This window comes from Halobacteriovorax marinus SJ (assembly GCF_000210915.2).
Lineage (GTDB): Bacteria > Bdellovibrionota > Bacteriovoracia > Bacteriovoracales > Bacteriovoracaceae > Halobacteriovorax > Halobacteriovorax marinus.
Genome location: NC_016620.1, coordinates 2,432,572 through 2,459,062 on the forward strand (window position 1 = coordinate 2,432,572; position 26,491 = coordinate 2,459,062).

Here is a 26,491-nt window from a genome sequence, read left to right on the forward strand (position 1 = left end):
AATAGGCTAAGAAATCTTTTGTAGAAAGGATACGATATGCCCAAGTTCACCACTCAAGTTCTCATTTTAATCACGGCCCTGAGCTTATTCTCTTGTAAGCCTGAGCCTACGCCGTCGACTTCAAGCTTCTATATACTCCCTGGAGATATTGTTGTTTCAAATATTACTAATGATTCTGTTGTAGTCTACTCTAGCGATGGAGTGTTTAAGAGAGTCATTTACGATCTAGAAAATAATGCAGAAGTTCCATACGGTGTTGGATGGAAGCACGATACATTAGAGGTCATGGTTGCTGTAGATGGTTCTGACCGAGTAATGGGAATATCTGCCATTGATGGCAGTGTGAGAACAATTATTCAAAGTGCCTCTCTCTCAGGAAGTATTAGAGGTGTTACTCAATTAGTTGATGGAAGTATCTTGGTGGCAGAATCAAATGGTATCGAGAAATTTACAACTAATGGAGTTCGAGTGACTGATGGCTTCCCTCTTAATGGCGGGATAAATAACGTTGAAAATGTTTTTGCAAAAGCAGATGGTGGATTCGTTGTTTGTGCCAGAGGTGGCGATGTTACAAGAACCTATGAAGCGGATGGAACGATGGAAAACTCGACTGCGTCTGGTATAGGTGGGACGACTGATGGTTATGGTTGTACAGAGCTCGAAGATGGAACGATAGCTTCCGCTTGGTCAGGTTCTACCGATACGATTTCCTTCTATGATTCTGGACTAACAACTCTTGGCTATTCTTATAATGACACTTCTCTACTTCCATCACCTAGAGGGGTTGCCCAACTAGCTAATGGAAATATCGTCGTAGCAGATGCGACCTATCATCACCTTGTTGAAATAGATGCAGGCTCGGGAGACTTTGTTGGAATCTTGGCCAGCTCAGGACTTTCCACTCCAAATCAAATAGTCGTTATCCCTGATTACTTATAAGGTTTGCTGCTCCTGAAGCGGCAAATCTCTTTTGTTCCATTTTAATTCTAGCATTTCTAATTGTAGTCTCAGGAACTCTTTTGAGTTTCTTGGCCATGCCTACTTTAGACAAAGACCAGATCGCCCACTTACTTGGATCAAAGTGGTACCACTTAACTCCGTTTCTATAATCTGCTTGAAATGTGTGGTGAAAATTATGATAACCCTCTCCAAAAGTGAATAGCGCCATGATTGGACTATCTTTGGCAGTATGCTCATCAGAGTAAGTCTTCGCTCCAAGTACATGGCATAGAGAGTTTATTAGAAATGTTGAGTGGTGAACGGCAACAATTCTTGCGAAACCAATCACAGCAAATCCACCAAGAGCACTACCAAGTAAGTAACCAACAAGACCAGGAAGGACAATGCCAACAAGAACAGCAATTGGTAGATAGTACTTATGTTGCCAAACGACTAACTCGTCTTTTAGAAGGTCCCTAGACATCGGAAATTGATCTTTAAATTTTGAAGGCTCTCTAAACATAACCCAACCCATGTGGGCCCAAAAGAAACCTCTATTAATATTGTAAGGATCTTTTTCTGTATCACAGAATTTATGGTGAACTCTATGATCACTTCCCCACTTTAGAAGTGAGTTTTGAAAAGCCGCTGCACCAAAAACAAGAAGAAATAATTTAACAGGCCATGCTGCTTCAAATGTTCGGTGAGAGAAAAGTCTGTGGTAACCAACAGTAATAGAAATTCCACATAGGCACGCAAAGACGAGTGCAGCAATAAAGATAGATGGCATAAAACCATCTTTGTAGATATGTAGTGCTGTTAAGCTAATAGCGCTTAAAGGTGTCAGGATAAGGAAGAGTGTATTCACCCAATCAATATTTCTAGCTTTCATGTCGCCCAGCCTCCGTGTGTTAGGACAAGACTAGAATAGCAAGAGAAATGTATTTTAATTGTAAAAGGAGTGTAAAAGTATTCTAAGTGACTAAAAAAAGGGCCCTATATTAGGGCCCCTTTCTTATTATGAATTTAAATTTCTTAAAACGTATTGGAGAATTCCACCATTTTTAAAGTAATTCAGCTCATCTAAAGTATCAACTCTTGAATCAAGTGTTACTTTTTCAACGCTTCCATCAGCTTTAGTGATAGTCATCTCAAAGTTTTGCTTAGGAGAAAGCTTTCCATCAAGAGACTTGATAGAGATTTTTTCACTTCCATCAAGACCTAAAGTCTTTCTCGTAACTCCCTGTGGGAATTGAAGAGGAAGAACACCCATACCAATAAGGTTTGATCTGTGAATTCTTTCAAAAGACTCAGTTACAACAGCTTTCACGCCTTGAAGATTAGTTCCCTTTGCGGCCCAGTCTCTAGATGATCCAGTTCCATATTCTTTACCTGCTATAATAACAAGTTCAGTTCCAGCATCTTTGTACTTCATTGCTGCATCATAGATAGACATTTGTTCACCAGTTGGAAGGAACTTTGTATATCCACCTTCTACACCAGGAACTAATTCATTTTTAATTCTAATATTTGCAAACGTCCCTCTCATCATTACATGGTGGTTACCACGACGTGAACCATAAGAGTTAAAGTCATATTGCTTAACGCCTCTATCAGCTAACCACTTACCTGCAGGCTGATCCATTTTAATTACACCAGCTGGAGAGATATGGTCAGTAGTTACAGAGTCACCTAGAAGAGCAAGAATAGTTGCGTCTTTAACTTCATAAGTATCAATTGCTCCATCTTTAATATTTTCAAAGAAAGTTGGGTTTGCAATATATGTAGACTTCTCATCCCAATCATATAGCTCGCCTTCCGGAGATTGTACTTTTTGCCAAAGTTCGTCACCTTCAAAAACATTTGAATAACGAGACTTATACATCTCAGAAGTAATATGCTTAAGAACAACTTCTTCAATTTCTTGATTAGATGGCCAAATATCTTTTAGATAAATATCATTCCCATCTTTATCCTTAGCAAGAACATCCGTTGCAACATTTACATTTAAATTACCTGCGATTGCATAAGCAACAACAAGTGGTGGAGAAGCTAGGAAGTTTGCTTTTACATCTGGAGAAATTCTTCCTTCGAAGTTTCTATTTCCAGACAGAACTGAAGTAGCAAGAATATCATTATCATTAATTGACTTAGAAATTGGTGCAGGAAGAGGTCCTGTGTTTCCAATACAAGTTGTACAACCGTAACCAACAAGGTTGAAACCTAATGTATCTAGGTGCTCTTGAAGACCTGATTCTATTAGGTAGTCAGTTACAACTTTAGAACCTGGAGCTAAAGAAGTTTTAACCCATGGCTTAGACTGAAGACCAAGTGCCGCAGCTTTCTTAGCAACAAGTCCAGCTGCAACAAGTACAGAAGGGTTAGAAGTATTCGTACAAGAAGTGATTGCTGCAACAACAACATTTCCGTGCTTCATTTTAAAGTCTTCACCTTCAACAGCAAATTCCTTGTGAAGATCAGATGGATTATATCCAAAAGTCTTAGGGAAGATCTCTTCTGTAAATTTAGTATTTGCTCCGTCTAGAACAATTTTATCTTGTGGTCTTTTTGGACCTGAAATACATGGAGTTACTGTAGAGAGATCAAGCTCAACAACACTTGTGAATACTGGATCAGCTTCACCTTCGTGTGCCCAAAGCCCCTGCTCTTTCGCATAAGACTCAACTAGAGCAACAGTCTCGTCGCTTCTTCCTGAAAGTTTCATATACTGAATAGTCTTCTCATCAATTGGGAAGAAACCACAAGTAGCACCGTACTCAGGGGCCATATTGGCAAGAGTTGCTCTATCAGCAAGAGAGAGGTCTCTCATACCTGGTCCGTAGAACTCAACGAATTTACCAACAACACCATGCTTACGAAGGGCCTCAACAACGTTAAGAACAAGGTCAGTTGCAGTAACACCTTCATTAAGTTTTCCATCTAATTTAAATCCTACAACTTCAGGAATTAGCATTGTTACAGGCTGTCCTAGCATTGCAGCTTCAGCTTCAATACCACCAACACCCCAACCAAGAACGGCTAGACCATTAATCATAGTAGTGTGTGAGTCTGTACCAACACAAGTATCAGGGTAAGCAACAGTTTCACCGTCTTTATCATTCGTCCAAACAACGTCTGCAAGATACTCTAGGTTTACTTGGTGAATAATCCCTGTCCCAGGAGGAACAACTCTAAAGTTATTAAATGCTTTTTGTCCCCACTTAAGGAAGTTATATCTTTCAGCATTTCTTTCGTATTCAAGTTCTACGTTTTGCTCGAATGCTTCTTTAGTACCAAAGTGCTCAACTTGAACAGAGTGATCAATTACAAGGTCTACCGGTACAAGAGGGTTAATCTTTTGAGGATCACCACCAAGAACATTCATAGCGTTTCTCATGGCCGCTAAATCAACAACAGCTGGAACACCAGTAAAATCCTGCATAACAACTCTTGCTGGGTGATAAGCAATTTCATGATCAGACTTTTGACTGTCTGCCCACTTATTTAAAGCTTCAACATCGTTCCAAGTTACACTTGTACCGTTCTCATTTCTAAGAAGGTTCTCTAATAAAACTTTTAAAGACTTTGGAAGCTTATCAACATTTCCAAGACCCAGGGCCTTAGCTTCTTTGATTGAATAATAAGCATAGTTCTTACCATCAACATTAAGGGATTTTTTAACCTTACTCATTTAGGGCTCTCCTCTTTCAACTCAAGACCTCTTTGCGTCTAGCAAAGGGCTTAAGCCTCTTCTTTCTAAAATCAATTTAGAGGAAGTATACTTTAAAAGAGACTGAACGTCACCTAAACAAGCTGGATAAAGGTCTTAAAATAAAGAAAAATAAACCTAGGCATCTAGTCGGTCAGACAATAACGCCCAACGTCCACCGCCCTCAGAGCGGATCATATAGCCTACGGTATGAAGCTTTCTTCTTAGATTGTAGAGGTGAACATCGACTGTCTTAGGGTGAACATTAGTTCTTCCCCAGACTTTTTCTAAAATATCGTCACGAGTCACAGTTCTATCTCTTGAATCTAGAAATAGTGAAAGTAATTGCTTCTGCTTAGATGTCAGATTATCGATATCAATTCCATCGATTTTAACTTTCTTATGTCCAGAGCTGGCCATACTCGGTCTAGCTGGACCAGAGAGCACATTCTCAATTTTTACTAGAAGCTCATTCTTTTTAAATGGCTTTGTTAAATAATCGAGAGCTCCCTCTTTGAAGCAAAATCTAAGAGCATCAATATCATCAATTGAAGAAACAATTATAAAAGGAATATTTAAAATATTAGAATCTTTAGAGTTCGTTAGAAAGTTTAAGAAATTCCCATCCCCTAGCATTAAATCGGCAATAATCATCTGAGGTAATTCAGATGTAGGAGTGTTCTCAAGCCCTTCAGTAAATGAGTCTAAGCGATCAAAGTATCTAGTCGAATATCTGTGATCAAGAGTCTGCTCGTAAACAAATTGACAGCCCTTATCGTCCTCTAGAATCCAAATTGATTTATTTGTATTAATTGCATCACTCATCTAAAACCTTCATATTCAATTCAACTCTAAAATTTTGATCTTCACTAATGACTTCCATTGTATAGAGATCAGAATCAAGAATTACTTTATGTCCTAAGTTCTTTCTATGTACTTTCGCGCCTGGCGATGAACTTTCATCTAGCCCTTCAAATACGCGTGTTTCTACAGATTTACTACTACATAGTGTAAACTGACAATGTTGAGAGTCAAGTTTTTTTAGTGTTAGTTCAACGTCTAACCCGTCTATTTGACCCTTTTTGAGTTCCTCAAGATAAATTGCCATTACTGAGAAGATCACACCACCTACTTCAGAGTATGGAGCACTAAGTCGCCACTCTTGCATCTCAGCGTCAATTTTAAAATTGATCTTTTTAAATTCATTCCAAAAATTGACCTGAACAGCATGAAGGACGTTCTCTAAAAATGTTCGTGCTGAAATTGCACCCTCAACAGGAGAATCTTTCTTAATATATGTACGATAAAAAGAAATAATATCTGTTAGCTCATCGAGACTCGACTGTAGTCGATCCAAATACTTCTTCCCATCTTCAGATATTTGATCCTCAAGCTCCTCTACGCAAAACTGCATAACGTGAACCTGTCCAGAGATATCGTGAGCCGCAACACTTGATGTTTCAAGCATAGCGTCAACATAGTTTTTCAAATCTAATCTACTCATAAGTACATCCATGTATCTGTAATTTATATTATAGGACAATTTTGTCATTGCATCTAGACAAATTATTTTTTGGAGTGATTTCTGTTTTAGCAAAGACAAACCCAGCTCCCCATGCTAGTTAGATGCACATGAAAAAAGATAAATTCTTCGCTAAGGAAATGAGCTCTATCCAGAGTTTTGAGTTTAATCACGACGTGGCCGAGGTCTTTGATGACATGGTCAGCAGATCTGTCCCATTCTATGACGAAATCCATAGAATTATTCTAGATCTGGTAGATAGAAAATATAATGGCGGGGCCATCTATGATCTAGGTTGCTCGACTGCCACAACAATCTCCATTCTAGATAAACACTTCAAAAAAAGAGGAATCCCCTCACCTGACTATATCGGAATTGATAATTCCTCACCTATGCTAGTTAAGGCGAAAGAAAAAATTAAAAAGAATAAAGTCGAAAACGCAGAATTTATTTGTAGCGATATTGCCGATGTAGCCTTTAGAAAGTCGGGCATGATTATTATGAACTACACGCTGCAATTTATTAAGCCTACATCACGACCAGAGCTTTTAAAGAAAATATATAAGTCGCTCGATAAAGGCGGAATGTTTATCTTGGCAGAGAAGATTAAGTGTTCTGGTCACACTATCAATGATCTTCTTATTGAACTTTATTATGACTTCAAAAGAAGAAATGGTTACTCTGAACTTGAAATTTCTCAAAAGAGAGAAGCCCTAGAAAATGTACTCATTCCAATTACTCCCGAGAAGCAAATTGAGCTTCTAAAGAAAGCGGGCTTTAAAAAAGTTGAAATGATTTTCAGATGGTATAACTTCGCTTGTTATCTAGGAGTAAAGTAATGTCACTAGACTACCTTCTTCCCTACAAAGAAAAGCTCAACTTCGATGCCCTTCTAGAACTTAAGAAAGATCGAGATACATGGATTGATAGAAAATCAAATCTAGAACTAAAGAATATTTTAGAAAGTCTTCCCTCTCTTGAGAAGAGTTCAGTTGATCTCGCTTGTGATGCCGTCAAGATTGGGGATAGAAGTGATCTAGACCCTGAGACTGCCTCTAAAGTTATTGAGTTGGCAAAAGGGCTCAAACCTTGGAGAAAAGGTCCTTTTAATTTCTATGGAGAATTGATTGATGCTGAATGGAGAAGTGACTTCAAATGGAATCGCTTGAAGGATCACGTAGACAATCTAGAGGGTAAGACTGTTTTAGATATCGGTTGTAATAATGGTTATTTTCTCTTTAGAATGGCCGCTCAAAACCCAGAGTTATTACTGGGAATAGATCCAGTAGTACCTTGTGAAACACAATTTAAATTCCTACAGCACTTTGCAAAAGTACCCAACCTACATTTTGAAATGTTTGGAGTGGAACACCTCAACCACTTCAAAGAAGTTTTTGATGTGATTTTTTCAATGGGTATCATTTATCATCACCGTCACCCACTTGAGCAACTTATTCATATTAGAGAGGCGCTAAAGCCTGGCGGTCAGGCGATTATTGAAACAATTGGTATCCCTGGTGAAGAGAGCTACGCCCTCTTCCCTGAAGATCGCTATGCCAAAATGAGAAATGTCTTCTTTGTTCCAACTCTTAGTTGTTTTATTAATTGGTGCAAGAAAGCAAAGCTCATTGATGTAGAAGTTGTAGCCGCGACACCGCTGACTTTTGAGGAACAAAGGTTAACAGATTGGTGTCCACCTCCAAGTCAATCTTTAGAAGACTTCTTAGATCCAAATGATACATCAAAAACAATTGAAGGCCATCCGGCTCCAATGAGATTTTGCCTTAAGGCAAGGAAGAAACCGGCACAGAATGCTAGCAAAAACATCTAAGGCCATATTTATTGCTTTTGGATTTATCTCTCTGCTACTTGGAGTGTTGGGAATCTTTTTACCTCTTCTTCCAACAACCCCACTACTCATTCTAAGTGCCTTCTGTTTTTCAAAAGGCAGTGAGAAACTACATAGCTGGCTTTTAAGTAGGCCTAAGATTGGTGGAATTATAAAAGACTGGGAGGAGAATAAGGTTATTAGACCAAAGGCAAAACTCATCTCTGCCATTATGATCATACTTCTCTTTGGCTACACACTCATTTTTGTAAAGGTTCACATTACAATTAAAATCATCAGCACACTTATAGGAATAAGCGTGCTTAGTTTTATCTTAACAAGAAAGTCTGCTTAATTTTTTCGGGCCACACATGCCAGCCACGGCTGTTCACTTCTAGGTAGTCCCTCAGGTCTATAGTAATGATCTTCCAGAGTTAATCCAACCGCCTCTAGGTGCTCATTGAACTCCTCTAATTCCATATAGTACCCATATCTAGCTCCGTTAAATCCTTCAGAGTTTCCTCTTGGGTTTGAAGAAAAGAGAACTCCTCCCTTTTTCAATGAAGCTACAATATCTCCAAGTACTCTTCGAAATTCAGACTTCGGAATATGAAAGAGACTTGCATTGGCAAATATACCATCAAAGTAATTTTCTCTTAGTTCTAACTCTAGAAAGTTTTGATGAAGAACTTCTGAACCAGAGTGTTCTTTTGCCATAGAGACAAAATTCTCACAACCATCTAATCCCGTAGGAATATGTCCAAGGTTTTTAAGTGCGAGTGTGTCTCTTCCCGGACCACACCCGAAATCTAAAATTCGATAAGGTGCATCTGCTTTTATGGATTGTAAAAGTGCATTTATATTTTGTGAAACATCGTGATCCTTAGTCCCTTGCCAAAACAAATCGGATCTTTCACTATAGTGACCGAGAGTGGATTCTGTAATATTTTTCAATTCTTTTGATTCACTTATTTTCAAGGAATACTCCATGGAAGTTCAAATTTTTAATTCTATAAATGATATCAAAGAAATTGACTGGAACCAACTTGTACATAGTGACGATATCTTTAACAAATATCACTTCCATAGGGCCCTAGAAAACTCAAAGAGCATTGGTGCAGAGAGGGGCCAACTCCCCTTTTATATTACGATTAGAGAGGGCAAAGAATTACAGGCCGCGTGCGTGGTCTACCTCAAGACCCACAGCTACGGTGAGTATATCTTTGATTGGTCATGGGCTGATTTTGTAGAGAGAAGTGGCCACTCTTATTATCCTAAATTAGTCGCACAAAACCCCTTCACTCCAGTTATCAACAGAAAATTCTTAGGAGATTTACAATTTGTCCCTCAACTATTAGAGGAAATAGATACGCTTGCTAAGAATCTCAAGTGCTCTTCCTCTCACCTTCTCTTTTTAGAAAATAAAGAATCGAAGAAAGTTAGTGAGAGTTATAAGAGTAGATCTTCTTTTCAGTATCACTGGAAAAATAGAGGCTATAAGAGTTTTGAACATTTTTTAAACTCTTTAAAAAGCAGAAAATCAAAGCAAATTAGAAAAGAGAGAGCTTCAGACTTACTTATTAAAGTCATTGAAGGGAGCGAGCTTTCCAATTTTGGTTCGAAGTTCTATGCGCTTTATCAGTCAACGATTGATAAGAAGAGATCCTTCGCCTATCTCACTCCAGAGTTTTTTAATTACATCTTTAATCACTTACAAGAAAGTACGATGCTCATCGCTGCATTTAAAGAGCAGAATCTAGTTGCAGCATCACTCTTTTTCAAAGGAGAGAAGAAATTATATGGAAGATATTGGGGTGCTCTTGAAGAGTATAAGAATCTTCACTTTGAGCTATGTTACTACCAAGGAATTGAATACTCTATAAAATATAATTACGAAACTTTTGAGGCCGGTGCTCAGGGTGAGCATAAAATCCCAAGAGGCTTTGAACCAACTCTGATTAATAGTGCTCATTGTATTTATAATGAATTATTTCAGGGTCCAATTTACAATTTTATTGATCAAGAAGCTTTAGAAGTTGAAAAGATAATATCTGAACTAAGTCATAGACTTCCTTTTAAGAAAGTCTAAAACCATTTTCAAATGCCGAATACTTCTTAAGAGGTAGTCTTGAATTAATAATCATCTTTTGACCTTTAAAAAAGCAGTAACATGGCCCATGAAATTTGATCGAATGATCTTCAATTATTATTCCACTCCCATCAGGTAGAGCATAGAGAGGAATATTGAGAGACTTGGAATACTTAATTAAGTCATCATCATAGCGTTTAGAATTTTTATAATGGGGAAAGAACTCAAAGCGCACTAAGTTCATTGCTTTAAAGTTTGATATTCGAACGTCATTATCATCTCTATCAAACTCAGGGAAACCTGCTGTCTCAATTCTTGGAGTCATTAAAATTCCTCCAGCACTAAGACCAGTAAGCACTCCACCCTTGGCCACAAACTCTTTTAAGTGTCTCATCATGCCACTCTTTCTTAGGTATTTGAGAAAGTAGTATGTATTTCCACCGTCTAAGTGAATGATATCGCTTTTAAGAACTTCTTTTAAAAGAATTTCATCGTAAGGAATATCAATTGGAAAGTGAAGAAATTGTGTTACCCCATGGCGCGAGTATTGATTCACAAATTCTTTAAAATCATATTCTGATTCGTATGACCAAGATGGTATAAACGCCATCTTAGGCCTTGCCTTGTTGGTAAGATTTAAAGCGATTTGATCCAATTCAAAATTATCATCCCTATCGCCTCCAGAATAAAAAACTAACTTCACAGACCCTCTCTATACTCACGTACGATCTGTAACATATTTTTTACAAATTTAGTTTGAACTCTCTTTTCTCTATTTTCCCCAATAAGATTATTCGGATCAAAATTCTGATAAATACAGAACTCTTCTACTAAATCAAATAATTGAGTCGGCTTAATCTTTGGCTTCTTTGCAAGAACTCTGTCTACAATTGTTGAAATAGAGTCTCCAGTCACTCGGTCATATTTATTAATGACACTCGATCTCATCGTCAGCTCTAAAAGCATTTGATTAAGAGTTAATTCTTTATTAGCAGCAAGCTTGATGCAAAGTAATTCATAAGTTTTTTGAAAACTTGTTATCATTTTTCTTCTGTGAGTTGTCATCTGAAGGTCTTCTTCAGTTGCGTAACTTGATTTAATCACTTGTAAGAAGTCTTCATAACTAAGGTGCTTCCCCCCTCTTGCTAATAAGAGCTGTGGAAACTCCCTTAGAATATCTCTCATGCAGAAGATTGCTGACCAATTAATACCATCGGCAACTTCGTGAATCCCCTCTTTAGACTTTGACCTTTCAAAGTAAGAGAACGCCTTGAGGTACTTTTCAACTGTTTTTCTTTCGTTTTCAATTAAGTAATTTACATCTGCTCTTCTAAAGCCCGTCTTAAAGAGAAGATTTTCTAATTTCTTCTTTCTAAAAACAGTTTCAAAATTCTTTACGGCAAAAGACTTCGCAAATTTTCTAATCGACTTCCTCTCTCCTGTTTTAAGAAAGTCAACGAGCTGAGCAAAGGTTTGTACCGTATACTTGGCCTTACTTTTTTGCTCTATGATACTAGTGGAGTATCTCTCCACATCGTCATAGCGGTAATCACTATGAAAGAGTCCAAATTGTCTAATGGAACCATAATCTATAATTCCACCATTCATTAAAATATTGTCACCATCCCAGTCCAGCCAACAAAAGATATACTCATCTTCTAGTCGTGCGGCCATACTAGCAAAAATCTCAGTTTGCTTTTCTAGAAAGTAATCGAGCTTCTTGGCCCTCGTTTTTGGAACATCTGTAAAGACACCGTTACTCTGCTCTCTATCAATATAGTAGTGAACCATTCTTTCTAAATTTTCAAAATCACCTTGCTTTAAGTAATTGAACATATGAGAAGGCCTTAGAAGATTTCTCTGGGCCCTAATATTAATAGCAATTCCCTTTTGAAACTCAATGATCCCAAGGACTCTCTCTGTTTCAATATGGTTCTTGTGAAAGATCTCACTAAAGAAAAGAGTTCCTAACCCCTCATCAATTTCTGAATATCCACAACCATAAGAAATTGAAGGATCACCCGTCTCCCAGTACTTCCCATAAATATGAGTTGCCGGACTTAGACATGTCGCCCCAGTACCAGAGCTTGAAATATCCCATCTAACACCTTTATTTGTTACGGAACCATTCCAAATACTGCGTCCATCTCCTGAAGTCTTACCTTGTTTATTTGGGTGTTGTAATTGTAAGTACCTAGTGGCCATATACTTATGTGGCCTAATCTCTTCTTCTGGATATTGAATTTCATTAATAATATCGTACTCATTAATGATTACGAGACTAAATGTTTCTAGGATTTTTTCTTGTAGCTCTTTAGTCATTTCATTGGGATGACTCTTTGGAATGAGTCCCATTTCTTTGGCCAGATCAAAGTTGAAGAATGAAACCTTACCGCCCTTTCTCGTTCTAACATGATAATTGACAGTTGAATCAGGGACTTCTTTTTGAAGAGGATGTCTTCCATCTATTTGATTGAATTTTCTATAATTAAAATTTACTTCTTCTGTTTTACTTTCTTTCTTAATACTTGCCATAAAATTTTCCAGCGATTGAACAGAGACTGAAAAGTCTTTGTTGAGTAAATTATATCAAACTCCTATAACCTCCTATTTTTAAAGGACATTTTTTCCGACAAACACTCTATTAATATAAGACAAGTACTTAATTTCAGGGTAAAGTTGAGTTCTATCATCAACTTAAAAGAGATTAAATATGGCCACACAAACATGGGGAGATAAAGAAACCCAATTCTTCTACGAATTAAGCCCTGAGAAAATCCTATCATGTGTCGAGTCTCTTGGTTTTAAAACAACAGGTAGGGCCATGGTTTTAAACTCTATGGAAAATAGAGTTTATGAAATAGAAATATATTCGGACTCCCCTAATCCATCAGAGCACTTTTTAATCTCTAAGTTTTATCGTCCAGGTAGATGGTCAAAAGAACAAATTCAAGATGAACATGATTTCTTGCTTGAGCTAGATGAGAGCGAAGTTCCAGTCATTGCCCCATTGGTTATCGATGGACAAAGTGTTTTTACAGATGAGGTCTCAGGATTATATTACTGTCTCTTTCCAAAGAAAGGTGGCCGTGCTCCCGATGAGATGAATATCGACGATCTAGAAATTCTTGGGAGAACTCTGGCAAGACTTCACACTATAGGGGCCTCTAAAAAAGCAGAGCATAGATTAAAAATTACTCCACAAGTTTATGGAAGACAAAACCTCAACTACTTACTTAATGCTAAGGTCATCCCCTCTCACTTAGAGAAAACTTATAATGATCTTGTTCTGGAAGTTTGTAATATCTCTGAACCTTACTTCAATGAAGAGAAGTTCATTCGTATTCACGGTGATTGCCACTTGGGAAATATTATCAGAAGAGGTGATGCTTCATTTCACCTTATCGATCTTGACGATATGGTCATGGGGCCAGAGGTACAGGATATATGGCTCTCAATTCCAGGAGTCGATCAATACGCTCTACAAGACAGGGCCATTCTACTTGAGGCCTATGAATCTATGCGTCCTTTTCCAAGAGAGCAATTAAAACTCATTGAGTCACTTAGAACACTGCGCTTTATTCACTTTAGTGCATGGATATCAAAGAGGTGGGAAGATCCAGCTTTTAAGCTTCACTTTCCTCAATTTGCAGAACATCACTACTGGGAAATACAGATACAAGACTTAAGAAGCCAGCTCGAGCTTATTAATAACTCACTAAATAATCAGTATCTTTATTGATCAATCTTTAAAATATCTTGTAGGGAAATATTTCTCAACTCATCATTCAATTCAATGACACAGAGATGTCCATGTATCTCTGTTTCATTCTCAGAGATCGGTGATAGCTCCAATGACTCCATTAACTTATCAAGAAGAACTCTCTGTCCTTCAAAGTACTTATCTTCTCGCATTGAAATACAGCCAGATGTAGTCACGAATGGATAGTATTTAGTATAGAATAATTTATTTTTAAGCCCTGTACCATGGATTCTCAAAAGGGAGCGAGAGAGTTCATCTGCGATGACTGCACTTTTCCACCAATTGTGCTCTAATAAAATTTCATCAAAACTCTCTTCAATTTCTTCTCTAGAAATGAAATCAATAATTAACCTTCTATGCTTACCAAAGAGCTTCTGTTGGTCCGCCTTTGGCATTACTGAATCAATTTTATAAAAACCTGTAGGTGTATCACCATTAGGAAGGTAGAACTTCTTATTTACTCTCCCCTTGGCAAGGGCCTCAATAGACCACACAGAGTCTGCATCCTTGATTAAATTACCTTGATCATCAACTAATACGATTCGTCCTTTATACTTTCTATCCTTTCTGACAAAGAGAACAGCTTTGACGCCCTTATACTTTTGTAGATCAGCTTTTAGTTGCTTCCAGTGATTAGAAGAGAACGAAGAAAAGTTCTCGCTTAATTTTGCAAAACTCCACTTCTGTGACATCTCATAATTAATTGAGGCATCTAATAATTCATGAAACTTCTCAGAGAATAACTCTCTAAAGAAATAAACTAAGTAGAGCTCTTTATGGGCGAACTCACCTTTTTGAAAGGCCTTAATGAGATCAATTTCAGACTTCAGTAAATCAGAAGTATTTAAGTTATAAATATGAGCAAGAATAAAGTACTTAAGAAGATCTGAATTATTATCAATTTTAGGATAAATCTCTTTTAACTGATAGCGTCTCTTGGCAGACTCTATTACGCCAGTTTTCCAATTATCTTCCCATAAATTATTTAATTCTTTCATCAATCTGCCTATGACCTTAACAATAACAATGCTTTTCAATTATACTAGACCCTATTACCAACACAAGCAACTAGTGAGAATGTTCAATGTTTATTAAGGAAGCAAATTTAGAAGAACACCTGGAAATCATTGCAAAGTTTCAAGTTGAAATGGCCATGGAAACAGAAAATTTGAAACTAGACTATCCTATCGTTAAGAAAGGAGTACAAGCGGTCTTTGAAGATCCTGCAAAGGGAAAGTATTACGTGGCCATTGATGAAAATGGCAAATGCCTAGCGTCTCTTCTAACTGTTTTAGAGTGGAGTGACTGGAGATGTAAGAGTGTCACTTGGATACATTCTGTCTATGTAATAAAAGAATATAGAGGAAAAGGTGTATTTAAGAAAATGTATCACCACCTCAAAGAGCTTGTCTTAGGGAGTGAAGATCTAGCTGGTCTTAGACTCTATGTAGAAAAAGAAAATACCAATGCACAGAAAGTTTATGAGAAGTTAGAGATGACAAGAGAACATTATCATCTCTATGAGTGGCTAAAGTAGCTTCAAATACTGAAGCTACTTCTTTCTATACATTTTTTTAATGATGATATTTTCCATTGGAACATCACTCATATAACCCTTACGAGTTGTTTGAGCTTTTTTCATTTTATTAATGATGCTCATTCCTTTAACCACATTTCCAAATACAGCATAACCGTATTCACTTGCACCAGTTCCTCTATGATTTAAGAATGTATTGTCATTTACATTAATAAAGAATTGGGCAGTTGCTGAATCTACAACATTAGTTCTGGCCATTGCAACAGTACCAGTCGTATTAGAAATTCTATTTGTTGCTTCATTCTTAATCGGTGCATGAGTTTTCTTTTGCTTTAAGTTGATATCAAAGCCACCACCTTGAACCATGAAATTATCGATGACTCTATGAAAAATCGTACCATCGTAGAACTTCTCATCTACGTACTTTAAAAAGTTCTTAACCGTGATTGGAGCAGACTCGTCAAAGAGCTTAATCTCAACCTCCCCCATACTCGTTTCCATAACAACAGTTGTATTCTTTTTAGCAAATGTATTTAAGCTTAGAATTGTTAAAAAAGTAATTAAAATGTATTTCATCATTGCCTCATTAGTTAAATGGATGGTTCTTTAAAAAATTATTGTATTTATTTTGATCTAAGGGATCTTTATTAGCAATAAATAACTCTAAATACTTAGTAGAGTCATTCCCCCAGAATAGTTCCTCTTTATAAATAAAAGTTGGAAGACCAAATACACCTTTAGAGATGGCCTCCTTCAGTACACCTTTGAGTTCAATGCGAATCTCCTTAGAAGTAGTCTTCTCCATTAGAGACTCATCTATCCCTAACTCTTGTAATAACTCAATCAAAGACTCCTCTGTACCTATCTCCCCACCTCTTCCCCATCCTTTTGTAAAGATAGCATCAATGAGATCAAATCTCTTACTAGGCTCACTGGCCAATACAAGTCTAAGAGCATAGAGGGAATTGAATGGAAGGGTTTTAGGAGTATTGAATGGTATGTCATTTAAGACAGAGTATCTTACACAGTCTTTAAATAAGTACTCTCTCTTACTCTTTATTTCAGCAGGCCCCTTAGTCTCATAACTGTGAATAAGCTTGCTCAAAATAGTGGGCAAGTAATTAACCTCAATATTTAAGCTCTCCAATAATGATTTATTCTTCTTAAGCCACTGAAAAGCTAAATAAGAATATGGAGAGAGAAAATCAAAATAAAAATCCATATATACCTCAATTTAGAATAAGAAAATCATAGCAAATAGAAGTTGAAAATAGAACTTATTCGCTCGGGTATGAGCTAGGAAATTAATAATTTTAATGCAATTTATTTAAATCATTCTTAAAATATAGGTAATTTAACCTAACGGATTTTAAAATGGCCTATACTCCACTAAGAATTAGTACAATAAAGCCCAATAGAGAGCTTACATTTCCACTCTATATATTTTTTAAAGAGCAATACATCCCTTATGCTGCAAAAGGTACTTCAATTGAGGAAGAGAAGTATAAGAAACTTAGAAAGCAGAAAATTGCTAAATTCTATATCGACGAAGAAGATGAGATTAATTATCAAAACTTTCTCGATGCTCTCCTCATGGAAACGATGAACTCTGAAACAGCAACGGTAGAAGAGAAAGTTAATATTGTTGAAGGTGCTTGTGGATCTGCTGTTGAGAGAATGCAAGAAGACCCAGAGAGTGAGTCGTCTTATAGAATGACTGAGAATGCAGCCAGAACCCTTAGACAATGTATCTCGGAGAATCCTGAGGCCATGAAGGCAATCTTTGGAAAACCAGTTGAAAAGAATGAGATCATAGTAAAGCACTCACTCAATGTAAGTGCCCTAGCAACTAAGCTTGGTCAAAAAATGAAATTAACAGAAGAGCAATTAGATGAGATAGCTGTCGCTGGCCTTCTTCATGATATTGGCCTTATGCAATTAGATGAGAAGACGAGAGAGCTTTTTAATAAAAATAAAAAAGACTTCACACCTGAAGAGAAACTCGCTTACGGAGCCCATGTAAAGGATTGCATCTCCGTTCTAAAAGATAAGCCATACGTTAATCAAACTTCCATGGAATTAATCACCAACCATGAAGAAGTAAAATCAGGGCATGGTCCAAATAAGAAAACTCAATTAACTCAAAGTGAGTATATATTATCTCTCGTTAATATTTACGATAAGACTATTATTACAACTGATTTAACTCCAAAAGAAGCGATTAAAGAAATCCTTATCGATGAACTTGGAAATTTTGAATTAGATCTACTCAATAAATTCAAAGAAGTTTTAACAGAAGAGGGATTACTTGATCTCTAAAATATTCTTCACACTTCTCTTCTCGCTACTTTCATTCTCTTGCACCAAGAAGGACTTTACTCAAGCTGAATGTGAAACGCTTTCTATGAAGAAATTCAAGGGCCATCACAGAGAATCACATCAATTCGACAATTACTGTAAACAGTATAAAATTCACTATTCTCAAAAGCGTTGTAAAACTGCACTCAACCAACTCATTCTAGGGGCCAATCTAGAAAAGCTCCAAAAGGCCCATGGTCTAGATATCGCTGAGTGCTTTACCAAAAATGATCTTAAAAAATTTGGTCCTAAAGGATCACTCTAAAACTATCTAGCTTTACGCTACTTTGATCAAGAATAGATAAGAGTTCACTCTTTTTCATTTCTAGCCATTGTAGCTCTTCATCTTTTACTGATGAATTTATAGACTTAAGATATGTCAGACGTTCAACGTCCCTAGCTATCAACTTAGTTAAGTTTTGCTTAAATAAGTCCTTATCTCTCGCTGCTATTTCTCTGGCAACTTCATTGGCCTTAGTGATGATCTTAGTCACACCGGCCTTAGGGAACTTAGATACTTTCAAAATATCATCGCGGTCCCCACCACTTACCTTAGAGTCTAGGAAAGACTTATCCCACTTCTCAGAGAAGTCTTCACCCTTATTATCTAGAAGCACCCTAATAACCTTAGGAGGGAAGTACTTATTCGATTCTAGTTCTTGATTGTGAATAGTTTCAAAAATAAAAAAGAATTCAAAGAAAATCTTAGTTCCCTTACTCTCTCTTCTCTTTGCAACACTATATGAGCCAATACTCTCACTTATAATAAGATCACTTACACCTTGAACCATAGGATGGTCCCAAGTTAAGAAACCAAACTCTTCTCGCTCAAGCGCCATTAATCTATTAAAAGTATATGTCTTGCCGTCCCTATCTAGTTCTGGAAAGTGAGGAAGAAGCATATTGTCAGTAGGCCTTAAAAAGAGCGTATCTTCATTTATATCGTCAGAGTCTACACCTAAGTGATGGAAGACAGAGTCTAAGAAATTTCTTAACTCTCTTGATTGATCAATATCTCTTATTTCTGAACGAATACTAAGCGCCTTATCAGACTTATAAGAGTTCTTCTCGATGAGGACATCTCTTCCCTCTTCTAGTTCTTTAGAAACAAGTTTGTACTCTGCTCTCGTTCTTTCAATTAAAGAATCAATATCTTGATTTTCAATATCTTCAACTTCATCTTTAAACTTTCTAAAAAGAATTCCCCCGCACTTGGCGGCATCAGTAAAAGCGTTGAAACCTTCTTGATACCATCTAAAAAGTAAGTGCTCACTTGATTCTTTAACAAGAGGGACATGGATTTGAATATCTCGCTTTTGACCAATCCTATCTAATCGACCAATTCTCTGCTCTAGGTAATCAGGATTAGACGGTAGATCGAAGAGGATTAAATTAGAGGCGAATTCAAAATTTCTTCCTTCCGATCCAATTTCAGTACACAGAAGAATTTGCGCTCCATTATTATCTGCAAAGTAAGCGGCTTGGCGGTCACGCGCCATAAGCGAGAGATCAGAGTGAAAGACTGCAGTATTAGTGCTTGTCGCATTTTCTCTAATAAATTTTTCAAGAGCTAAGACCTTTGCTTTTGACTTACAAATGAGAAGTGCTTTCTCTCCTTTTAAGTCTTGTAATTTTTCAATTAACCAAAAGGCCTTAGAGCGAAAGATATTTACATCTAAATTATCAGTTTTTGCATCTAGATCAATTAAGTCTTCATTTAAAATTCTCTGAGGAAAGAAATCAAAAACCTCTTTCATTCTCTCTCTTGTATTTCTAATATAAATACGACCAGTACCATGCCTATCGAGCAGAGATGAAATGATCTCTTCCTTCTCTTGGTTCGCATCAATTCCAACACTGGTGAGAAGTTCCTTTTCTTCTACGTCTAAGTCAACTCCTCCCTCAATCTTTCTAACGATACCAGCAAAGTGCTCAAAGCTCTCATGCTCTTTTACAAAGTCTTCATAGGAGAAGAATCTATCGGGGTCTAAAATTTTCAAACGGCTAAAGTGCCCCTCTAGCCCTAATTGTTCAGGAGTTGCCGTTAGTAATAAAACTCCACTAATTCTTGCAGCAAGACTTTCAACTAATTTATACTCAACAGAAGCCTCTTCTCTACTCCACTTTAAGTGGTGGGCTTCATCAACAACGAGCATGTCAAAATCTGCTTGATTTAGAAGCTCTCTTGCTCTTTCGGCACCTCTTAAAAGCCCAAGGGAAACGATGATATTCTCATTGTCTAGAAAAGGATTTGTTCCTGGAGCAAGCTCGGTCTCTTGATTTACGACTGTAAACGATAGAGCAAATTTTCTGTGTAGCTCAATGAACCACTGAAATACCAAAGAGTCAGGAACTACAATTAAAATTCTCTGCGCCCTTTTAGAAATAAGCATTTGATGTATGATCATGGCCGCTTCAATGGTCTTTCCTAAACCAACTTCATCGGCCAATAAAACTCTAGGAATAGGTCTATTAAAGACTTCTTTTGCAACATAGAGCTGGTGAGGAATTAAGCTCACTCTAGGGCCAAGCAGCCCCTTCACATCTAGAGCACTATATTCATTTTTGTACTTTAAAGTTTCATAGCGAAGTTGAAAATGTTCGTGAGGATCGCAGAGACCATTTAATAATTTATCTTCGGGCTTATTGAAAGACATTAAGTCACTAAGGTCGAGTTCAGAAATAATTCTTTCCCCGCATAAGTAGAAAGCAAGTCCATCTTGCTCTGTAACCTTATCAACCAAAAGACGCTCGCCTTCCTCAATAAGAATCTCATCTCCTGGACCAAAGAGTACTCTCTTTATTGGACAGGTTTTAATACCGTAATTTCTCTCGATTCCACTGGCAGAGAAAACGATGGAGACTGTTTTATCTGTAAGATTATTAATAATACCAAGGCCAAGCTCTGGCTCGGCCTCACTGATCCATCTTTGACCAATTGTAAATTTATTCATTTATTTTTCCTAATGACTAAAAGCCAAGACCGTAGAAAAGAAGTCCACAAGCTGCAATGATCATTGCATAGAGAATATAGAGATTTGTCTTTCCTCTTTTTAAATCCGCTTTTGTAATTTTTGGAGAGAGAGTATTCTTATTATTTTTAGACTTTGGCTTTCTTACTTTATTCTTTCCCATGACTCACCTATTTATTTAACTTTTAAACATCTCTTTGAAAAAAGAGATTACGCCTGGCTTAGTATTTATCTTCTTCATCTCAGAAGAAAGTTCTTTAATTTCTTGATCGAGCTTTAGTTGTTTATCATCAACGTAGCTATCCCAGTCCCTCGCTTTTTCAAGCTCAACAAAACCGTCCCTTAGCTTATCAACTAAGTCATTATTTTCTTGTACTTTCTTTCGAGCATTCTTTACGGCTTCTCTCGCCGCAATAGTTCTTGTCTGAGTTCCGAGCTTTTCAAAACCTTCCCAAGGTCTTAACACTCTTTGTTCTTCGACTTCCATCGACTTGGCCTTTGTGGCCTTATTCTTTGCAGTTACATCATTAAGCCTTAACGCCATAAATTCTCTGTTCCTATTTGATGGTTATCATTTGAATTCACTCTCCCACTAAATTGGGCATAGCTCTGTGGACTCTCACTTTCAGTAAGAATACTTACTCGCTGATGAACTTCCTTTAAAACTTCGGTCATTTCATTGGCAACATTCTTCCCAGGACAATGCTCAATTAAGGACTTATTCATCGCTGTTGCTTCCTCACCAGAAACACTCTCTCTCACTGCACCTGCAATACAACCTGGAACATTCTCACGATACCATTCGAGAATATCCTGACTTAATTTACGATTTAAACTATAGCGAGTTGGAACAAAGATTGATTCAAAGTCCATTCTCATCTCATCTTTAAATTCCTGTAAGAATTTTGAAAAGACTCTAAAGTTTCTAAAGTTATTGATCTTGCACTCAAGGGGAGAAACTAAAGCATCACAGGCCACTAAAGCGTTTGTAGTGAGCTTATTCCAATTAGGTGAACAATCCATCACAACTAAGTCAAAATGTTGCTTTAGAGGGTCGACGACCTTTTCTTTTAACCAGAACTCTCTTCTATTTATATTACTTAAAGAGTCATTTAAGGCCACTAACTCCGGCGTCTCAGGAATTAAGAAGAGATTCTCATTATCAGTGGAGACAATAGTTTCATTAAGTCTTACAGAGTTTGAAAAAACATCTGAGAGACCTTTAGTTCTATTTAACTTCTCTAGTATATAATTTAAATCCCCAGAGTCCTCTATTCCATCATCAAAGCCTAATGCTGTCGTTACATCTCCTTGAATATCAAGGCCAACAACGCAAGTCTTGAGTCCGTGAAGGGCGGCGGTGCGGGCCAAGTTAAGAGCGAGGGTACTCTTTAGAACCCCACCTTTAGTTGTAAATACACATAAGCTTACTGGTCTATTGAATTTTTTAAAAAAGCCAATCTTCTCACCAATGAGAGGAAGGTCACTTTCTTTAAAGCCCTTGCGATAGAGGGCACCAGATCTATATTTTTCTTGAGCAGGAATTTGGCCAGATTCCTCTAGCTTTACAATCTCTTCCTTGAGCTCGGGACCTCCAAAAATAGAGGCTACTTTCTTTAGAGAGTAATAAGTCTCATTCACTCTTAATCTTCCTGTTTTGAGTATCCTAAAATTATAGAAAACAAAGGGATAGAGTGTCAAAGTTTGTGCAAACTTAATTAGTCAATTGCTAAGACCTCTTGTGTCAAAAAAGAACTCTCCCAAGAGTTCATTTCTCTTGTTAAGATAAATTTCCAACTAAAGGAAAACTATGCATGCATCAGTAATTTTTGGCACAATACTCTGCCTCTTCTTTCTCTTTCTTATCTCTAAGATCTTTTACAATCTCATTACGAACTCGCACCTACTAAAGTATGAGTTTCCAGAGGGCTGGAGTAAGAAAATCACAGAGCGCTACCCAATCTTTTCTAAGCTTGATGACAAGTCTAAGAATGAAGTTGGAAAGAAAACGCAAATCATTGTGGCACAGAGAAAGGTTCACGGACTTCTTGAGCTAGATGTTAAGATTGATCTAAGGCTTGCTCTAGCATTTGAAATGTCATTTCTTAACCAAGAGAGAAGAACAGCCCGCGTTTACTCTAGCATCGATCCCATTAGCGTTTTGCCATGGAGCAGCTACCAAGAACATAAGAATAGGTCTTCTTTTACAATTTACTGGGACGAAGACACTTATACCCTCTATCTTGAGACTCCTGCCAATGAGCTCCTAAAGGGAACTTACTATCTTTGGCTTAAAGTAGATAAGAGGTTTAGCCATTTAAGCGATGAGCAACTCCTAACGATTCATCGAGAGCTCTCGGAGTCGACCTGGCCAATTAGCCTAGAGGCCGGACAAAGAATTCTTAATTCAAAATTTAGTGAATCCTAGCCTATAGACGTGGTATATTAAAATTGTGATTAGCATCAAGTCTAAGGACGGTAAAAACTATATTCTCAGACCTCTAACAAAAGACGATAAGCACAACTTAGTTGAGGGGCTGAAGAAACTCTCATCGGAATCTATCTACAATCGCTTTCAAGGCTTTAAGAAAGAGTTTAATGAGAGAGAGCTTAGTAACTTAACTGAGCTAGATGGAGTTGACCGCTTTGCTTTTGCACTTGGAGAAGTTAAAGAAAATGGTGAAGTTGAAGGCGTCGGCATAGCCCGTTACCATAGGGATAAAGAGCTAGACCCAGAGAGAGCAGAATTTGCTATCACACTTATTGATCGTATCCAAGGACAGGGCCTTGCCAAGAAGGTCACTCTTGAATTAATAAAAGTTGCAAAATCTAATGGCATTAAGTTTTTAGATGGAACACTCGAGAGTAATAATACAAAGATGATTAACCTCATTCATTCGCTAGAAGGCTTTGAGACTAAGAGACAAGAAGGAAGCCTACTTACAATGGTTGGTGATTTATCATATTACTAAGCCTTCTCATCGCAAATATCCAGGCCTCTTGCCACTACTCACTCCCCTACGCTCAAGGAAGTTCTTATCGACTGCTGCAAGTTTGGAATGGAAAGTATAGCCATACAAAAGAGTTAAAATATGGACTTGATTTCGACTTAAGAGTTGGAACCCCCATTCACGCGGCAAGAAGCGGTATTGTCTATGAAGTAAAGAGTGACTCTAACGTCAGGGGAAAAGATAGATCGTTCATAAAGAAAGCAAATTACATAAGAATCAAGCATAGTGACCAAACCTATTCACTCTACGCTCACCTAAAGTACCAAGGCGTCTTTGTAAAAAAGAATGACGTTATCAAAGAAGGTCAACTTATCGGACTCTCCGGAAACACTGGATATAGCGATGCTCCTCATCTTCACTTTGAAGTTTATAAAATCGATAAAGAGGGGGAAAAAAGAAGGTCACTTCCTGTGACCATAGCAACACAATATGGGTCACTATTTGGCCTAGAACTTGGAAAAAGTTATAGGGCCGTTAAAAACGATAAGCCTTGCCCATGAACTACTACATTGAGCATTCCAAAAGGCAGCGCAATTGAAAAAGTCACAGGAATAAAGATTCCCATACCAATCCCTACTGCAAACGCCATCCATAGCATCTTCAAAAAATGAAGAATTGACTTCATTAACGACTCCATCCATTAATAATTTTGTTCTATATTAATATGCTAAAGCGTTTACAGATACTTGTCAGCAATACCTTTCTAAAATTGTATGACATTTACTTACATGAAATTAATATTATTTGATCTTAACCATTTTGAAGTTTTGAGAATAATCATCTTTATCGAGTGAAGATTCAGTAGAGACTTTTTCAATCTTCTTAACGATCTCTGCAACTCTTTCTAGAGAGCTATAAATCTTATCATAATCATCTAACTTTCCTGTGAGCTCATACTTTTGTAAATAGCCCATGGCCACTGTTAGTGGATTATTTATTTCGTGATTGTAAGTAACAATCATAGCGTTCGCAGTCTCTAGCTCGCTCTGCCTAACACTTTGTTCATTGAGCTCTTTAATAGAGAGATGAGTTTTCATTCTCGCTTCTAAAATATCCATATTAACTGGCTTATAAACGTAGTCATTCGCCCCAAGTTTTAAGGCCTTAACAATATCTTCGGTCTCTTTCATTGATGTAGTCATAATTATTGGAAGTTCAACTTGAGAAGAAGTCTCCCTAAGCTCTTTCATAACTTCTAGGCCCGTAATATCTGGCATCAATATATCTAGTAATATGAGATCGAATCCATGATTTTTCTCGCGAAGAAGGTTAAGACAATCCCCTCCACAATGAACAGTAGTAGTTGAAAAGCCTCTCTTCTTAAGCCTTTTTTCAATTAATTTAGATGTGATCTGATCATCGTCTACGATTAAGATATTCAAGACATTCTCCAAGTTCAGTCTTGGAGAGAATTATCTCAAATTAAGAAATATTAAGAAAGGGGGAAGTATTCCCCCTATTCACTACTTTCCTAAGAACTCTGCTCCGCCTAAATACGGTCTAAGTTTCTCAGGTATTCTTACTCTTCCATCTTCTTGTTGATGACACTCTAAGAATGGAACTAAAGTTCTCGGTGTGGCCACAGCAGTATTATTTAATGTGTGAACAAATTGAACCTTGCCATCATTATCTCTATATCGAGTATTCGTTCGACGAGATTGCCAGTCATGGAGCTGAGAACAACTATGTGTTTCTCTATATTTTTGTTCCGAAGGAACCCAGCATTCAATATCGTACATACGAACTTTCCCTGTTCCCATATCTCCAGTACAACACTCAACGATACGGTAAGGTAGTTCAAAGTCTTGAACGATCTCTTCAGATGTTTCTAAAAGAATTTTATGCCACTTATTAGACTCTTCAGGTGAGTTCTTACAGATGACATATTGTTCAACTTTCATAAATTGGTGAACTCTAATAAGACCTCTAACATCTCTACCATAGCTTCCCGCCTCTCTTCTAAAGCACGGTGAATAACCAGCGTAGAGAATTGGCAGTTTATCTTCACTTAAGATATCTTTTGAATGAAGTGAGTTAAGTTGCACTTCTGCTGTACCAGAAAGGTAGAGGTCATCCTCTGGTAAGTAGTAAACTTGATCTCTTCCTGTCGGAAAGTGACCTGTTCCAACGAGGGCCTCTTCACGCGCAAGTGATGGCGTAGACACAAGTGTAAAGCCCTTACTCTGAAGCTTCTCTAATGCATATCTATGCATGGCCATCTCAAGTAGAACCATATCGTTTCTTAGTGAATAACTTCTAGACCCACTTACAGCAGCAATTTTCTCAAACTCTGCCCAGTTTTGTTTTTCTAGAATTTCCACATGATCAAGTGGCTTGAAGTTAAATTGAGGAAGTTCTCCGTGCTTCTTAACTTCAACATTATCATTTTCATCATTTCCAATAGGAGCATCTGGAGATGGAATCATTGGCGCTTGTAAAAGTAAATTTCTAAGTTCTAATTCCTTCTCTGTTAGAGATGGCTTAATAGCGTCGAGCTCAGTTCCGATGGCCCTCCCCTCTTCAATGAGAGCTGGTCTCTCTTCAGCACTGGCCTTAGGAATTTTCTTAGAGTGACTATTTCTCTTTTCCTGAAGCTCTTGAACCTTTCCTTTTAATTCTGTGATATCTCTATCTAGGTCTAGGAGTAGATCAAAATTGAAATCAATATTCTTAACTTTGGCTGCATTCTTTACGGTGTCTAGATTTTCTCTAATGAACTTGATATCTAACATTTAAGGTTCCTCAATTGTATAAAAAATTATA

The 26,491-nt window shown here is 37.3% G+C and carries 29 protein-coding genes; 12 read left to right on the forward strand and 17 right to left on the reverse strand.

The window, feature by feature from the left end:
* Positions 1-36: 36 nt before the first annotated feature.
* Positions 37-939 (forward strand): NHL repeat-containing protein, encoded by a 903-nt coding sequence (locus BMS_RS11500; protein WP_014244993.1) that lies wholly within the window; start codon positions 37-39, stop codon positions 937-939.
* On the opposite strand, the gene BMS_RS11505 is transcribed toward BMS_RS11500, so the two are convergent.
* The 4 genes from BMS_RS11505 to BMS_RS11520 all read right to left on the reverse strand — a co-directional run bounded on the left by BMS_RS11505 (position 920) and on the right by BMS_RS11520 (position 6,152).
* Positions 920-1,831: an acyl-CoA desaturase gene (locus BMS_RS11505; protein WP_052590670.1), complete on the reverse strand. Its 912-nt coding sequence runs from the start codon at positions 1,829-1,831 to the stop codon at positions 920-922. The two genes, BMS_RS11500 and BMS_RS11505, sit on opposite strands and share 20 nt — an antisense overlap.
* A gap of 126 nt (positions 1,832-1,957) precedes the next feature.
* Entirely contained in the window at positions 1,958-4,630 is a 2,673-nt protein-coding gene (gene acnA / locus BMS_RS11510) for an aconitate hydratase AcnA (protein ID WP_014244995.1), read from the reverse strand.
* Positions 4,631-4,786: 156 nt separating this feature from the next.
* Positions 4,787-5,473, reverse strand: coding sequence for a response regulator transcription factor (locus BMS_RS11515; protein ID WP_014244996.1), 687 nt, complete (start codon positions 5,471-5,473; stop codon positions 4,787-4,789).
* Entirely contained in the window at positions 5,466-6,152 is a 687-nt protein-coding gene (locus tag BMS_RS11520; protein WP_044557554.1) for an ATP-binding protein, read from the reverse strand. Before BMS_RS11520 ends, BMS_RS11515 begins: the two co-directional genes overlap by 8 nt.
* 128 nt (positions 6,153-6,280) lie before the next feature.
* Between BMS_RS11520 and cmoA the strand changes: the two genes are divergently transcribed.
* From cmoA to BMS_RS11535, 3 genes are read left to right on the forward strand one after another with little or no spacing between them, the layout of a single operon-like run.
* Positions 6,281-7,009, forward strand: coding sequence for a carboxy-S-adenosyl-L-methionine synthase CmoA (gene cmoA, locus BMS_RS11525; protein ID WP_014244998.1), 729 nt, complete (start codon positions 6,281-6,283; stop codon positions 7,007-7,009).
* On the forward strand, positions 7,009-8,001 hold the full coding sequence (gene cmoB / locus BMS_RS11530; protein ID WP_014244999.1) for a tRNA 5-methoxyuridine(34)/uridine 5-oxyacetic acid(34) synthase CmoB: 993 nt from the start codon (positions 7,009-7,011) through the stop codon (positions 7,999-8,001). The genes cmoA and cmoB overlap by 1 nt, the downstream gene beginning before the upstream one ends.
* The gene (locus BMS_RS11535) at positions 7,982-8,353 is read left to right on the forward strand and encodes a YbaN family protein (protein ID WP_014245000.1); all 372 of its coding nucleotides are present in this window, start codon (positions 7,982-7,984) and stop codon (positions 8,351-8,353) included. Before cmoB ends, BMS_RS11535 begins: the two co-directional genes overlap by 20 nt.
* Here the strand turns inward: BMS_RS11535 and BMS_RS11540 are convergent.
* Complete coding sequence (locus tag BMS_RS11540; protein ID WP_014245001.1) at positions 8,350-8,988, reverse strand: class I SAM-dependent DNA methyltransferase; 639 nt, start codon at positions 8,986-8,988, stop codon at positions 8,350-8,352. The genes BMS_RS11535 and BMS_RS11540 overlap by 4 nt on opposite strands.
* On the opposite strand from BMS_RS11540, the gene BMS_RS11545 reads away from it, so the two are divergent.
* On the forward strand, positions 8,987-10,087 hold the full coding sequence (locus BMS_RS11545) for a GNAT family N-acetyltransferase (RefSeq protein ID WP_014245002.1): 1,101 nt from the start codon (positions 8,987-8,989) through the stop codon (positions 10,085-10,087). The two genes, BMS_RS11540 and BMS_RS11545, sit on opposite strands and share 2 nt — an antisense overlap.
* Here BMS_RS11545 and BMS_RS11550 read toward each other — a convergent pair.
* Together BMS_RS11550 and BMS_RS11555 are read right to left on the reverse strand one after the other, a co-directional pair.
* Positions 10,074-10,790: a Type 1 glutamine amidotransferase-like domain-containing protein gene (locus BMS_RS11550; protein WP_014245003.1), complete on the reverse strand. Its 717-nt coding sequence runs from the start codon at positions 10,788-10,790 to the stop codon at positions 10,074-10,076. The two genes, BMS_RS11545 and BMS_RS11550, sit on opposite strands and share 14 nt — an antisense overlap.
* The gene (locus tag BMS_RS11555; RefSeq protein WP_014245004.1) at positions 10,787-12,622 is read right to left on the reverse strand and encodes a hypothetical protein; all 1,836 of its coding nucleotides are present in this window, start codon (positions 12,620-12,622) and stop codon (positions 10,787-10,789) included. Before BMS_RS11555 ends, BMS_RS11550 begins: the two co-directional genes overlap by 4 nt.
* A gap of 178 nt (positions 12,623-12,800) precedes the next feature.
* On the opposite strand from BMS_RS11555, the gene BMS_RS11560 reads away from it, so the two are divergent.
* A complete protein-coding gene (locus tag BMS_RS11560; RefSeq protein ID WP_014245005.1) occupies positions 12,801-13,829 on the forward strand; it encodes a serine/threonine protein kinase in 1,029 nt (342 codons plus the stop codon).
* Here BMS_RS11560 and BMS_RS11565 read toward each other — a convergent pair.
* A complete protein-coding gene (locus tag BMS_RS11565) occupies positions 13,823-14,848 on the reverse strand; it encodes a hypothetical protein (protein ID WP_044557556.1) in 1,026 nt (341 codons plus the stop codon). The two genes, BMS_RS11560 and BMS_RS11565, sit on opposite strands and share 7 nt — an antisense overlap.
* 86 nt (positions 14,849-14,934) lie before the next feature.
* On the opposite strand from BMS_RS11565, the gene BMS_RS11570 reads away from it, so the two are divergent.
* Positions 14,935-15,387 carry a GNAT family N-acetyltransferase gene (locus BMS_RS11570; RefSeq protein ID WP_014245007.1) on the forward strand — a complete coding sequence of 151 codons (453 nt, stop codon included), beginning with the start codon at positions 14,935-14,937 and terminating at the stop codon, positions 15,385-15,387.
* Positions 15,388-15,402: 15 nt separating this feature from the next.
* Here the strand turns inward: BMS_RS11570 and BMS_RS11575 are convergent, their stop codons facing one another.
* Entirely contained in the window at positions 15,403-15,966 is a 564-nt protein-coding gene (locus BMS_RS11575) for a peptidylprolyl isomerase (protein ID WP_014245008.1), read from the reverse strand.
* Positions 15,967-15,973: 7 nt separating this feature from the next.
* Entirely contained in the window at positions 15,974-16,609 is a 636-nt protein-coding gene (locus BMS_RS11580; protein ID WP_014245009.1) for a 2-hydroxychromene-2-carboxylate isomerase, read from the reverse strand.
* A 152-nt stretch (positions 16,610-16,761) separates the two neighbouring features.
* Here BMS_RS11580 and BMS_RS11585 point away from each other — a divergent pair, with 152 nt between their 5' ends.
* Positions 16,762-17,706 carry an HD-GYP domain-containing protein gene (locus BMS_RS11585; protein ID WP_014245010.1) on the forward strand — a complete coding sequence of 315 codons (945 nt, stop codon included), beginning with the start codon at positions 16,762-16,764 and terminating at the stop codon, positions 17,704-17,706.
* Positions 17,696-18,010, forward strand: coding sequence for a hypothetical protein (locus BMS_RS11590; protein ID WP_044557557.1), 315 nt, complete (start codon positions 17,696-17,698; stop codon positions 18,008-18,010). Before BMS_RS11585 ends, BMS_RS11590 begins: the two co-directional genes overlap by 11 nt.
* On the opposite strand, the gene rapA is transcribed toward BMS_RS11590, so the two are convergent.
* The 4 genes from rapA to BMS_RS11605 are packed head-to-tail and all read right to left on the reverse strand — an operon-like array spanning position 17,994 to position 22,358.
* Positions 17,994-20,699, reverse strand: a complete 2,706-nt coding sequence (rapA, locus tag BMS_RS11595) for an RNA polymerase-associated protein RapA (protein WP_014245011.1) — start codon at positions 20,697-20,699, stop codon at positions 17,994-17,996. The two genes, BMS_RS11590 and rapA, sit on opposite strands and share 17 nt — an antisense overlap.
* A gap of 16 nt (positions 20,700-20,715) precedes the next feature.
* Complete coding sequence (locus BMS_RS17640; protein ID WP_014245012.1) at positions 20,716-20,880, reverse strand: hypothetical protein; 165 nt, start codon at positions 20,878-20,880, stop codon at positions 20,716-20,718.
* A 15-nt stretch (positions 20,881-20,895) separates the two neighbouring features.
* Complete coding sequence (locus BMS_RS11600; RefSeq protein ID WP_014245013.1) at positions 20,896-21,261, reverse strand: hypothetical protein; 366 nt, start codon at positions 21,259-21,261, stop codon at positions 20,896-20,898.
* On the reverse strand, positions 21,252-22,358 hold the full coding sequence (locus tag BMS_RS11605; protein ID WP_044557558.1) for a ParA family protein: 1,107 nt from the start codon (positions 22,356-22,358) through the stop codon (positions 21,252-21,254). The genes BMS_RS11600 and BMS_RS11605 overlap by 10 nt, the downstream gene beginning before the upstream one ends.
* A gap of 169 nt (positions 22,359-22,527) precedes the next feature.
* Here BMS_RS11605 and BMS_RS11610 point away from each other — a divergent pair, with 169 nt between their 5' ends.
* From BMS_RS11610 to BMS_RS17995, 3 genes are all read left to right on the forward strand, one after another.
* The gene (locus BMS_RS11610; protein WP_014245015.1) at positions 22,528-23,145 is read left to right on the forward strand and encodes a zinc-dependent peptidase; all 618 of its coding nucleotides are present in this window, start codon (positions 22,528-22,530) and stop codon (positions 23,143-23,145) included.
* 25 nt (positions 23,146-23,170) lie between these two features.
* A complete protein-coding gene (locus BMS_RS11615; RefSeq protein ID WP_014245016.1) occupies positions 23,171-23,689 on the forward strand; it encodes a GNAT family N-acetyltransferase in 519 nt (172 codons plus the stop codon).
* 74 nt (positions 23,690-23,763) lie between these two features.
* On the forward strand, positions 23,764-24,228 hold the full coding sequence (locus tag BMS_RS17995; RefSeq protein ID WP_407635800.1) for a M23 family metallopeptidase: 465 nt from the start codon (positions 23,764-23,766) through the stop codon (positions 24,226-24,228).
* On the opposite strand, the gene BMS_RS17645 is transcribed toward BMS_RS17995, so the two are convergent.
* The 3 genes from BMS_RS17645 to serS form a co-directional block, all read right to left on the reverse strand.
* A complete protein-coding gene (locus tag BMS_RS17645) occupies positions 24,192-24,353 on the reverse strand; it encodes a hypothetical protein (protein ID WP_157765770.1) in 162 nt (53 codons plus the stop codon). The genes BMS_RS17995 and BMS_RS17645 overlap by 37 nt on opposite strands.
* A gap of 115 nt (positions 24,354-24,468) precedes the next feature.
* Positions 24,469-25,110, reverse strand: coding sequence for a response regulator (locus tag BMS_RS17060; protein WP_052590672.1), 642 nt, complete (start codon positions 25,108-25,110; stop codon positions 24,469-24,471).
* An 81-nt stretch (positions 25,111-25,191) separates the two neighbouring features.
* The gene (gene serS / locus BMS_RS11625) at positions 25,192-26,460 is read right to left on the reverse strand and encodes a serine--tRNA ligase (RefSeq protein ID WP_014245019.1); all 1,269 of its coding nucleotides are present in this window, start codon (positions 26,458-26,460) and stop codon (positions 25,192-25,194) included.
* Positions 26,461-26,491: the final 31 nt, after the last annotated feature.